We start from the raw sequence: 11,252 nt of genomic DNA, 5'->3' as shown, positions 1-11,252 counted from the left end.
GAAAGGTTTGTCGCGTTTTTTATCATCCCATAGAAAAGGTTCAGAAGAGCAGTATGTTCTTCTGAACCTTTTTATTCTTCATCAGTGATTGCTTGTCGACACCAATGGAGGAAATAAGCGGAGCTTGTCGGGATGTTTTGTTTTTTTATTACGAAGGAATATACACCGAGAAGGCTGTATGGTTAAATGGAGGGAGAAACGTCAAAACGCCCGATGGGTCGTTGAGTATTTATAGCGACCAACGATCGCTTTTCTTATGACTAAAATCACAATAAGCGAGTGGGTGTTGCGCAGTTATGACGAATGAGAGAGGAGAGCTTCTTGAACAAAAAAATACAGTCTTTTACATTGCCTTTGATTGCTTCCAATTTGTTTCAAATCATTATTGCACAAGTTTCCTTAGCGATTATTTCAAGAAGATCCACGGAAGCGCTGGCGGCGATCGCACTGATCGACGGGTTTCTCTATGCTTTTGCGGGTATCTTAGGTGCGATTGGGCTGGCTTTTAATATTTATGGCGCAAAGGCAGTCGGGCAAAGAGAAGAGACGAAGTTAAATGATTATCTGTCGTCGGTTCTTTTTCTAGTAGTCGCGATCGGTGTGAGCTTTTTGCTGATTTTCCTGCTTTTTGGACGAGACATTTTACAGCTTGTTTACGGATTTAGCGGGGAGCTGCTAGGAACTGCGACGTTGTATCTTGCAATCATGTCCCCCTATATTTTACTTACGTTAGTCACGTTTGTTTTTACTAGCCTTTTAAAAATTGAAAAGAAAACGAACTACATCCTCGGTGTTTCGATCATTAGTGCGTTGGTACAGGTGTTGCTTAGCTATTTATTGATCAACGGCAATCTCGGTTTTCCCGCCATGGGGGTCTTAGGCAGTGGCATCGCAAATATGCTTGCGACTTTGTGCTTGCTGGGGATTTATGGGGTTCTTTTAAGAGAAAGTCTAGCAAGAGGGCTAAAACAAAGACCACGAAAACGCGCCTTTTTATTGAAAAAATCGATCCCCTTAATGATTCAGGAATGCTTTGAAGGCTTAGTCTTTATTATTGCTTTTGAAGCTTTCGTCTCACGGTTGGGTGTTAGTACGCTGGCCGCCTATGCGATCGGCAGCCAAGGATTGATGATCGCACGGTTGCCTGCTTTGATGTATGGCAACGCAGTGACCGTCTTTGCGAGTGAGGCGAATGGTCAGAAAAATCGTCAGAAGATTTTAGCAGTGGGAAAAAGTGCCTTCGCTTCTTCTTTCGTGGCTTATGTTGGAATCGCCAGTCTGATCTGGGGCTTTCGTTCTGCTTTTTTCCAGTTGTTTACTACAGATGTAGCTGTTTTAGACTTGTTGCCAGCTATTTTGCCAATCATGCTGGGGATAATGCTCGTCAGTCCGTTATATGAAATCACAAAATACTTATTACAAAGTTTGGAGTGCAGTCGCATGGTTTGTCTGTTGACAGGATGCGTCAACAGTCTGGTTTTAATGGGAATCACAGGCTTTTGGAGCAGTGGGCAGCTGAACTTTTTCTTCCTCTACTGTCTATACGGTTTGAATTTCCTGATTCTCGGCAGTTTCTTTGCAGGGCTGTTTTATTGGACGATCAAGCAGCGTTATCCTCAAGGCAAAGGACGCCTTTGAGGGGGATAGAAAAAAGCGAAGGTGCTGCTGATCCTTCGCTTTTTCGTCGCCTACAATTGGACAGGGGAGATTAATTGTGGCTGACTTCTTCGTAAAAGATAGCATTGCGTTCTGCAATCAGTTGGGTTTCCCTTCGCTCTAATTCGAGAAAGGTTTCGTCTGCCAGCAATTCGGCAGCAGAGTAGCCGGCCGCCAAGAAGTTTTCTGCATAGGTCAATTTCTGATTCGTGATGTTTCTTCGTTGCTCGGCAATGACGAGCAGCTGTTTCACATTCATACACTCACTCCATTCTTTTATAAAAAGCAAGTACTAAAAGAGGACAGCTAATAATACTTGCAAGTCAACGTTGAAGGCGGGATATCAATCATGCTCGGCTATTCATAAATAAGAGAAATACGGTAGGTTCGTTTCTGATTGGTCGTTTTATACGGAAGCTTTGTACTAAGTATAAAAAAATTTCCCCCGTAGCAACAGAACCTAGTCGTTTACATAAAGCAACGATTGGTTTACATTACTCGGACAAGCGGGTGTTACAAGAAAAACAAGTAATTTTTCCTAGGGGAACGGCGGGATTTGACGACAAAAAAACCTGCGATCGCCTCAGGCGGATAGCAGGTTTCACGGGCTAGTAGAAATAGCTTAAACGGTTTGTTTTGCTGGGCGCAGCAAGACTTCGCTGATCGCCACATGTTTGGGCTGTTGAATGGCATAAACCACTGCATTTGCTACATCTTCTGGCGTTAGGCTGTTGCCTTCTACGCGAGAGGTTTCTTTCAAGGCTGCTTCTAGTTGAGCATTACCTACGGTTTCAAACAATTCCGTGGAGACCATTCCCGGAGAGACGATGGTGGAGCGAATGCCATGTTCACGTTCTTCTTGGCGCAAGCCTTCCATGATTGCACGAACTGCAAACTTTGTCCCGTTGTACACGGCAGATCCCGGGTAAATGACATGTCCAGCAACTGAGTCAGTGGCGATGATCAAGCCATCTTGTTGTTTTTGCATGATGGGCAGCACAGCGCCGATCCCGTTCAATACCCCCATGATATTGATATCCAGCATTTTTTGCCAGCTGTCATAGTTCAACTCTGCCAAGTTTCCTTGAGGCATGATACCAGCATTATTGAAAAGGACATCAATACGACCAAAGGAGGTCATGGCTAAATCAATGACTTGTTGGACTTGTTCGCGATTCGTGACATCGGCTGTTTGATACAAAACATTTTCTCCTAGTTTTTCAGCCAGGGCTTTAATGCGCTCTTCGCGGCGGGCTGCGATTACTACTTTTGCCCCTTGTTCGGCTAGCTTAACGGCGGTTGCTTCCCCAATTCCCGAAGAGGCTCCCATAATTACGATAACTTTTTCTTTGATTTCTGTCATTTGTATTTCCTCCAGTGAATGATTTTTTCATCGAATCCTGCTGCTGCCAAACCCAAACCTGCGAGATGACGGGTGATTGACAGTACAGTGCTTGCGGTGTATTTTTATTGTAGAACCTGAAGTTAGGTTTAGGTCAAGGGAGAAACAAAATTTTTTTTAGGAGCGATGCAAGTGAGTTACTCGATTGGTGAAGTATCAAAAACGACTAACATCCCCATCTCGACACTACGTTACTACGATCGAGAAGGAATGTTTCCGAATATGGCCCGTAGCAATGGCGGCATTCGGGTGTTTTCAGAAAAAGAAGTAGCGACGATCAAAGTGATCGATTGTTTGAAGAATACCGGCATGCCCATCAAAGACATCAAGAATTTCTTGGATTGGGGCGAAGAAGGCGATGCGTCTTTGCAGAAACGACAGCAGCTGTTTCATGAACGTTTGGAAGAAGTCACCAAGCAAATGGCAGCCTTGCAAGAAACGATGAATACGATCAAATACAAATGCTGGTACTACGATACAGCGATGGCAGCAGGTACCGAGGCGGTAGTAAAAGAGTTGCCGCTAGAAGAAATACCAGAAGAAGTCCGATCATACAAACTGTAAGTCCATCGAAAAACCACCTGCTGTTTTTGCAGGTGGTTTTTCGATTCTACTGGTTTTGCTGGGAAAATCAACCTTGCCAGTTGCCGTTTTCTAATGAAAGACTGACAATCCTACGAAAATAGGCTCTGTTATTCAGTAGCGCTACTCAATAACCCCCACTGGAATCAAATAGCGGGGTTCATTTTCCGTCGGCAGTTGTAATAATTCTTTGAGTTCATGATCCGTGAAGGCGCCGATCGGCACAGCGCCTAAGCCTAACGCTTGGGCTTGTAAAAGGACGTTTTGGGCGGAATGACCGACTTCGATATAGGCATAGCGTTCGATTCCTCGGTCCCCATAGCGCTCAATCAGTCGTTCATAAACCACTGTATAAAGCAATGTGGCAGGTGCCCGTTGGATCGCTTGCTGATCCAACGAACCTTCCGCCAATGCGGTCCGAAAATCACCAGCAAGGATTTTTTCTAAGGCATGTTGCTCAGGTTGATACAGATAAAGCCCTGGCTCAAGCCCCGTTACCTGTGTGACCACGACATAGAGGTCTAAGGGATACAAGGCACCAGCCGAAGGCGCTGTCCGGCGACCATCTTCTGTAGTGACACCGGCAGCGGCCCATAAAAGCTGTGCCAGCTGTTCTTGTGTTAGCTCAGTGTCTTGAAAATCTCGTTGCGAGCGCCGCTCGAAGAGAGCTTCCGCCACACTGGTTTCCCCGTCTAAGATCGGTTGCGGCAGTGGAAAGGATTCATAGGAAACCGCAGGTTCAGAAGAAGTGGCGGTGTTGGTAGTCGGTTGTTCTTCAATCGGTGCTGTATCCGCACTGCAGCCAGTGAGGAGTAAGCCCAGCATCCAAAGAGCGCCTAAATGAGCAAAGCGAAATCGTTGGTAACGGGTCATGAGGGTTCCTCCTTTTCCTAAGGACTTCGTGTTATTTATAAGTATAACAAGGATTGCTTTTTCATGCGCTTTTATTCACAAGTAGATAATTAGGGAGGTAATCAGTCTCTCAGTCGTATCATAGGCTGATTGTGCTTTTTAATATTTTCTAAAGACCTAGATAATGAGTAGTATCGTATTAACTTGCTATGAATATTTTTTATGAAATCCAAACCGACTGCAATCAAACGTAAGAGAAAAAAAGGCCATACAAAAACCCTCCAGCAACGAATTGCTGGAGGGCTTCATTTAATTCGCAGCTGCCAATGACGCTTGGTTTTGTTTGGCATGGTAGGCTTCTACGTCTAAGATTGCTTGTTTGAACATTTCTCGCGTGATCTCATAAGGCACGTGGACGATATCATTGGTGGTCATTGCTTTATCTAAGATTGCCTCAAGGTCGCTGGTGGCGTTAAGACCCATATCTGCTAAGCAAACCGGCAGTTTGTTTTCCTTCATAAAGGCGTAGATGCGCTGGAAGAGGGCCTCTTGCTGATCGAGCTGCAACAAGGCCAAAACACCGTAACTAACGGAAGCACCATGCAAATAGTCTTCCATTTTTTCCAAAACGGTCGTTCCGTAGTAAAAGGAATGGGCAAGGGCGGAGTTGTAATCATTGATGACTAAGACGGAAACTAAGCCGGTAGTCACGATGATATCCAAGACGACTTGCTCAATGGCATAAGATGGCTGATTGGCGGCACTGTCTTTCAAGGCTTGTGTGCCGTATTGCAATAAGCGTTCCGTGCACATTTTGCCGATTTGGATGCCTAACCCATCGGTGTAGTCTAACTCATCGCCCCGCGCTGAAAACGTCGATTCGATCTCTTTGGAGAGGGCATCGCCGATTCCTGCCCATAAGTACTTGTCGGGGGCCTGGGCGATGATCTCACTGTCGATAAAGGCATGGGTCGGTGGTTGCGAAGGGAAAAACAGCCCTTGCATCTCGCCGTTTTCTTTATAGATGACACAGACCGCGGTGACTGGTGAGCAGTTGGAGCCGATCGTTGGAAAGGTGAAGACTGGTTTGCCTGCTTTTTCTCCAACCACTTTGACGGTATCGCAAACGCGGCCGCCGCCAACGGCGAATAGAACATCGGCGGCTTGGACGCTTGGATTGGCTAACAGCTGATCGACGTTTTCATAGGTCGAGTTGCCGCCGTACCACAAGGTATCCGTCACTTTGACTGCTGACGTTAAACCGGCTTTGATCTTGTCTTCGGCTTTTTCAAGGGCGGTTTTTCCGCCGATGATCACGGCATTGGTGCCGTATGGTTTTACGATCTCATTTACTTTTTCGTAGGCGTCCGCCCCGATTGTGTAGTTTGGCAAAAAGATACTTTGACTCATACTGTTTTCCTTCTTTCTTGGCCACGAGATTGGCTAAAATTGGTCCGGTAATTTGATGGATCACCATGCCGACTGCGGCAGGGGTAACGGCTGCAGCAATGGCGGCAAAGTGGGCATTGGCTAACGAGATCGCTAGGCCGGTATTTTTCATTCCTAATTGAAACATGATGGATTTGGCTTGGGTGGCACTGACGCCCATCACACGGCTCAGACCATAGCCTGCACCGTAGCCGATCAAGTTATGGAGCAAGACTAAGAAAATCACGATCAAGCCAGATTGGACGATGACGGCACCGTTGCGAGCGACAGTTCCGGCAACGATCAATAAGATACTAACGGAAGAAATCAACACAAATGATTGCAGAAATCGCTCGATGTGCTTGGCAATGAGTTTGTGGACGATCACCCCTAAAATGATCGGCAAAAGCACCATCTGCAATACAGACAAGAGCATTTCCCAGAAGGAGATCTCAGTATACTGACCAGCCAAGATGTAAACCAAAAAGGGGGTAACGACGGTCGCTAACAAGGTCGATACCGTGGTCATGGAAACGGTGAGGGCGACATCGCCTTTGCCGATAAAGGTCATGACATTGCTGGCGGTTCCACCAGAAACGCAACCTAGTAGGACAAACCCGATGATCAAACCGGAAGAAAGACCAAACAGCTGCGCTAAGCCGTAAGCAACCAAAGGACTGATGGTGAACTGGAAAAGCACTCCTAAGATGAATGCTTTAGGCTGTAAGACGACCATTTTAAAAGCAGCAACGTTTAAAGTCATCCCCATACAAAACATGATGATGCTCAGAAGAATCGTTGTACGAGGCGGAATCCATAAGAAGGGTTGCGGGAAAAAATAAGAGACGATCATCAATAAAATCATGATATAGATCAAATACTTGTTTACAAAAGCAGCGATCGTGTTGACGGTTTTCATAAGAAAAAATCATCCTTCCTTTTTCTGCATGACCAATCAAGTGTTCAAACAGAAGGGGTCTTTAGAATAAGTGCAGTGCATAACCGTGGGGAATCGGCAGCAGTTGTTCAACGAGCGTTTTCGGATCTATCTGACATCAATGTGTCAGCCTGCAAAAGGCCGCTTCCTTGAAAATGGGTATAAAAAAACACTCCATCTCAAGAAGTTGATCTTCTTTTTGGATGCAATGTGAATAGGGACTCTTTGAATGTATAAATCAAACAGTCCCGGCTATAATAATAAAATAATTCGTTTGCTAACATTGGTGCGGGTCATATACGCCACCGTCCTTTTCTTTATTTGGAATTTTCTAAATATTTAAATTATTTCTACCTAGTCTACAAAAGAGTCAAGGCTTTGTCAATCGTTTGAGAAAATTTTTTTCATTTTTTTGGGTGTTTTTTTAAAAACATGGGTTTCTATGGGGAAAAATAGCAAGAATTGGTTTGTGCTGTGCCTTTTTCTCCTTCGTTTAGAAACAGAATAGTTGTTGGATCTAGGTTTTTGTCCTACGATGATACTAGCAAGAGTTGGAAAAAGAGTCGAGAGGAGTAAAGAAAATGAAGATTTTTGTCGTTGGTGCTACCGGACGGGTGGGCCAAAAATTGATCGCCTTTCTAGAAAAACAAGGACACATCGTTTATGCTGGTGCGCGCAGCAGTGAGAAAATCACAGAAACGGAGAATATCAAGCCCGTGTTCTTTGATTTACACACGGAACCGGAAGAGATGGCGGCCAAATTCGCAGATGCGGAAGCGGTATACTTCGTGGCGGGTTCCCGAGGCAAAGACTTGCTGCAATCTGATCTGTATGGTGCGGTCAAAGTGATGCAAGCCGCTGAATCAAAAGGAATCAAGCGCTACATCCACCTTAGCTCAGCCTATGCCTTAGAACCTGAACAGTGGCAAAGGGAAGGCATGGCGTCATTGATGGATTACACGATCGCCAAATTTTTCTCTGATCGCTGGCTGATCGACAATACCGCACTAGACTATACGATTTTGCAGCCGGGTGCGTTGAAAGAAACACCAGGATCTAGTTTGATCGAGATCAGTGAAACGACCTCTGGTGCGATCCCGATCGAGGATGTCGCCGTCTTGTTAGGTGAAATGCTGGAACGTCCAGCAACTTATCAAAAAGTCATCAAAGTCCAAGCAGGAGAAACACCGATCAGCGAGGCACTGGATCAGCTTTAAGGCGTGCCTTTGGGCTTGAAGAGAATGTACTGAAGGAACTGCACGGCAGCGAATCGTTGTCGTGCGGCTTTTTTTTCGTAAAACTTTGAGATGCCCCTTCATTGCTATGAAAGCGATGACTCTTGACTTTGGAAAAATAGTTTGTTACGCTTATTGCTAACTTTAGAGGGGGTGGTAAACGAATGTCAAGCGACTCGAGTGACGGTGAGCAGAAACACTATTTTGACTTGCCTTACTTTTTAATTGAATAGGAGACCAACAACAGCGCGTTATTTAGGAGTAGTTTCTAAATAAGGGGCTTATTTGCGTTATCCATCAATGAAAAAAGAAAAGGAAGAAGAATAAATGAATAAAAAAGAGTTTCAATTATCAGTGTCAGAAACAATCGAACAGTATCAGGTGCCCTCTATCGATCAGGGATTGACTGAGGCGCAAGTAACCGAGCGGTTAGAAACCTACGGATTGAACCAATTAGCGATTAAAAAAACCGCCAAGTGGCGGTTGCTGCTGCGGCAATTCCATAACACGATCATCTACATTTTGATTTTCTCCGCCATCTTAACGCTGCTGATGGGGCATTTCTCTGATGCCGTGATCATTGGCATCGTCGTACTGGTCAATGCGTTGATCGGTTATTACCAAGAAGCAAATGCTTCCGATGCGTTAGAGCGGATCAAAGAGATGCTATCAGCAGAAGCCACGGTCTATCGGAATGGGATTCGGCAAGACATTCCAGCTGCCGAAGTCGTTCCGGGGGATGTTGTATTCTTAGAAGCCGGTGACAATGTGCCTGCGGATCTGCGGATCATCGAAGCCGACAACTTGCGTATCCAAGAATCCGCCTTGACTGGTGAAGCCGATTCGGTGGAAAAAATAACAGATGCCTTAGTGGATGAAGCAACCCCATTAGCAGAACAACGGAATTTGGCGTTTGCTTCGACTTCCGTGACGTCAGGAAGCGGGAAAGGAATCGTGATCGCTACCGGCGCCACGACTGAGATCGGGAAAATCTCCACAGAAGTCAATCAAACGGAAGAACGAAAAACGCCGTTGATGAAAGAAATCGATGGGCTGGGGAAAGGCATCACCTATGTGATCATGGGCGTGGCGGTCTTGCTGTTTATCGTCAGTTTGTTCCAGCAAACCTACGCGATCTCTGTCTTGTCCTTAGCCGTCGTCACCATGATCGTCGGCTCGATCCCAGAAGGATTGCCAGCAACGACATCGGTGGTTTTGGCGATGGGTGTCAGCGACATGGCAAAAAACAAGCACACCATCATCAAAACACTGCCGGCGGTTGAAACGCTAGGCTCAGTGGATGTGATCGCGACGGATAAGACCGGTACCCTGACCAAAAATGAAATGACGGTCAAAGACATCGTATTGGCTGAGCAGGAATATGAAGTGACGGGTGACGGCTATGCGCCGGTGGGCGTGATTCGTCCAAAGCAGGAGGACGTTCGCACGCAAGACATCTTGCAGTTGTTTTTGGAAGCTGGCTACGAAGCCAACGATACGGTATTGGTGCCAGAAGGAAATCACTGGACGATCAATGGGGAACCAACAGACGGCTCCTTTTTGACGCTGTATCATAAGCAATTTGCCTATCCGCAAGCACCTGCTTACCAAGAGCTGGATATGCTGCCCTTTGATTCGGACAACCGCTACATGGCGAAACTAGTGGCAAACCCTGCGGGGGAACGCTTGCTATTTGTTAAAGGCTCCCCAGATAAATTGTTTGAAATGGTGCAAAAACAAGCGGCACCTTCTAATGAAGCCTATTGGACAGGTCATGTTCGCCGCTTGTCGGCAGAAGGCAAACGAGTGGTAGCGGTGGGCTATCAGAAAGTTTCGATTGATCACATTGATGAAACGATTTTTGAGCAAGGGCTACAATTACTAGGGATCGCCGGGATCATCGATCCGCCGCGAGAAGAAGTGATTGCTTCCCTGAAGGAAATGAACCAAGCCGGTGTTCAAGTGAAAATGATTACTGGGGATCACCCTCTGACCGCCAAAGCGATTGGGGAAAAGCTTGGCTTAGCGGATGAGATTCACGTCGTGACAGGTGCCGAGTTGGATCAGATGAGTGAAGCTGAATTTCAAGATGCTGCCTTGACGAATCAAGTCTTTGCACGAACCACGCCGAAAAATAAATTGGACATTATCAAAGCGCTACAAGCCAAAGGCAAAGTCACGGCGATGACAGGGGACGGCGTTAACGATGCCCCGGCGTTGAAGCGGGCGGATATCGGTGTAGCGATGGGGATCAGCGGCACGGATGTAGCCAAAGATTCTGCTGATATGATCTTGACCGATGACAATTTCGGTACCATGTCCTTAGCGATTCGCGAAGGACGCAGGATCTATGACAACATCAAAAAGAGCATTCTGTTTCTGTTGCCGACATCTTTTGCCGAAGGGCTGATCATTGCCTTTACGATCATGATGCAAAAAGAATTGCCGCTGCAGGCGACACAACTGCTGTGGATCAACATGGTTTCTGCTATTACGATCCAGTTTGCGTTTATCTTTGAACCAGCAGAGTCTGGGATCATGAGCCGCAAGCCGCGAAAGACAGGCAATAAATTGTTGAATCGTCACGATATTTGGCAGATGGCGTATGTGTCGATCTTGATGGCAGTCATCAGTTTGATCGCTCATGACTGGCTCTTGCTGCAAGGCGTCAGCGAAGCCGTTGCCAGTACCATGATGGTCAATATCGTGGTCTTGAGTAAGATTTTCTATTTGTTCAACATCCGTACCAGTGCACCAGCGTTTTCTAAAGCTTCCTTCACCAATCCAAAAGCGTTCGTGATCATTGGTGTAATGCTGGTTCTGCAACTGTTATTGACCTATGTTCCATTTATGCAAAGCGCCTTTCATACGGAGGACATGTCCTTGATCGGCTGGGTCATCTCAGCAGCTTCTGGGATGGTCGTCTTACTCGTGACGGAGTTCGATAAATGGCTTCGTTCGAGAAAAAATATTTAACCTAGGTTTTCTCGTATTTTTTTACAGGCAAAATCGCCTTGCTGCAGCTTAGGAAAATGGCGGAACGACAAGGGATTTCTGCTGTCGCTTCTTTGGGATTGCCAAAAGAAAAAGCCAAGAGGAATTCCTATTGGCTTGTAATCAGGCCTATTGACAAACAAAAATGGTCGGGCTAAAATGCACA

General features: G+C 46.0%; 9 protein-coding genes. 4 read left to right on the top strand and 5 right to left on the bottom strand.

Annotation, left to right across the window (positions count from 1 at the left end; all coding sequences use genetic code 11):
- The first annotated feature begins 321 nt into the window (after positions 1 to 321).
- Positions 322 to 1,638, top strand: coding sequence for an MATE family efflux transporter (locus A5877_RS07810; RefSeq protein ID WP_086316650.1), 1,317 nt, complete (start codon positions 322 to 324; stop codon positions 1,636 to 1,638).
- Between the two features lie 70 nt (positions 1,639 to 1,708).
- Here the strand turns inward: A5877_RS07810 and A5877_RS07805 are convergent, their stop codons facing one another.
- Together A5877_RS07805 and A5877_RS07800 are read right to left on the bottom strand one after the other, a co-directional pair.
- Positions 1,709 to 1,915: a hypothetical protein gene (locus A5877_RS07805; protein WP_008380254.1), complete on the bottom strand. Its 207-nt coding sequence runs from the start codon at positions 1,913 to 1,915 to the stop codon at positions 1,709 to 1,711.
- 363 nt (positions 1,916 to 2,278) lie between these two features.
- Positions 2,279 to 3,019 (bottom strand): SDR family oxidoreductase, encoded by a 741-nt coding sequence (locus tag A5877_RS07800; RefSeq protein WP_008380252.1) that lies wholly within the window; start codon positions 3,017 to 3,019, stop codon positions 2,279 to 2,281.
- Positions 3,020 to 3,184: 165 nt separating this feature from the next.
- Between A5877_RS07800 and A5877_RS07795 the strand changes: the two genes are divergently transcribed.
- Positions 3,185 to 3,622 carry a MerR family transcriptional regulator gene (locus A5877_RS07795; protein WP_086298802.1) on the top strand — a complete coding sequence of 146 codons (438 nt, stop codon included), beginning with the start codon at positions 3,185 to 3,187 and terminating at the stop codon, positions 3,620 to 3,622.
- 141 nt (positions 3,623 to 3,763) lie between these two features.
- On the opposite strand, the gene A5877_RS07790 is transcribed toward A5877_RS07795, so the two are convergent.
- The 3 genes from A5877_RS07790 to A5877_RS07780 all read right to left on the bottom strand — a co-directional run bounded on the left by A5877_RS07790 (position 3,764) and on the right by A5877_RS07780 (position 6,839).
- Positions 3,764 to 4,513, bottom strand: coding sequence for a SagB/ThcOx family dehydrogenase (locus A5877_RS07790; RefSeq protein WP_086316649.1), 750 nt, complete (start codon positions 4,511 to 4,513; stop codon positions 3,764 to 3,766).
- A gap of 288 nt (positions 4,514 to 4,801) precedes the next feature.
- Positions 4,802 to 5,902: an iron-containing alcohol dehydrogenase family protein gene (locus A5877_RS07785; RefSeq protein WP_005233244.1), complete on the bottom strand. Its 1,101-nt coding sequence runs from the start codon at positions 5,900 to 5,902 to the stop codon at positions 4,802 to 4,804.
- Complete coding sequence (locus A5877_RS07780) at positions 5,838 to 6,839, bottom strand: bile acid:sodium symporter family protein (RefSeq protein ID WP_005233246.1); 1,002 nt, start codon at positions 6,837 to 6,839, stop codon at positions 5,838 to 5,840. The genes A5877_RS07785 and A5877_RS07780 overlap by 65 nt, the downstream gene beginning before the upstream one ends.
- Before the next feature lie 599 nt (positions 6,840 to 7,438).
- Between A5877_RS07780 and A5877_RS07775 the strand changes: the two genes are divergently transcribed.
- Both A5877_RS07775 and A5877_RS07770 read left to right on the top strand, forming a co-directional pair.
- Positions 7,439 to 8,074, top strand: coding sequence for an NAD(P)H-binding protein (locus A5877_RS07775; RefSeq protein WP_008380239.1), 636 nt, complete (start codon positions 7,439 to 7,441; stop codon positions 8,072 to 8,074).
- A 345-nt stretch (positions 8,075 to 8,419) separates the two neighbouring features.
- A complete protein-coding gene (locus A5877_RS07770; protein ID WP_086316648.1) occupies positions 8,420 to 11,068 on the top strand; it encodes an HAD-IC family P-type ATPase in 2,649 nt (882 codons plus the stop codon).
- The last annotated feature ends 184 nt before the right edge of the window (positions 11,069 to 11,252 follow it).

It is taken from the genome of Enterococcus sp. 3C7_DIV0644, assembly GCF_002141235.1.
GTDB classification, from domain to species: Bacteria; Bacillota; Bacilli; order Lactobacillales; family Enterococcaceae; genus Enterococcus_D; species Enterococcus_D entomosocium.
The sequence above is the reverse complement of the archived record's forward strand: the minus strand, read 5'-3'. Positions and strand labels throughout refer to the sequence as shown.

Bases quoted from the DNA above. Each gene is read 5' to 3' on its own strand.
- A5877_RS07790 (WP_086316649.1), bottom strand. From the start codon at position 4,513: ATGACCCGTTACCAACGATTTCGCTTTGCTCATTTAGGCGCTCTTTGG.
- A5877_RS07805 (WP_008380254.1), bottom strand. From the start codon at position 1,915: ATGAATGTGAAACAGCTGCTCGTCATTGCCGAGCAACGAAGAAACATC.
- A5877_RS07775 (WP_008380239.1), top strand. From the start codon at position 7,439: ATGAAGATTTTTGTCGTTGGTGCTACCGGACGGGTGGGCCAAAAATTG.
- A5877_RS07770 (WP_086316648.1), top strand. From the start codon at position 8,420: ATGAATAAAAAAGAGTTTCAATTATCAGTGTCAGAAACAATCGAACAG.
- A5877_RS07795 (WP_086298802.1), top strand. From the start codon at position 3,185: ATGCAAGTGAGTTACTCGATTGGTGAAGTATCAAAAACGACTAACATC.
- A5877_RS07780 (WP_005233246.1), bottom strand. From the start codon at position 6,839: ATGAAAACCGTCAACACGATCGCTGCTTTTGTAAACAAGTATTTGATC.
- A5877_RS07785 (WP_005233244.1), bottom strand. From the start codon at position 5,902: ATGAGTCAAAGTATCTTTTTGCCAAACTACACAATCGGGGCGGACGCC.
- A5877_RS07800 (WP_008380252.1), bottom strand. From the start codon at position 3,019: ATGACAGAAATCAAAGAAAAAGTTATCGTAATTATGGGAGCCTCTTCG.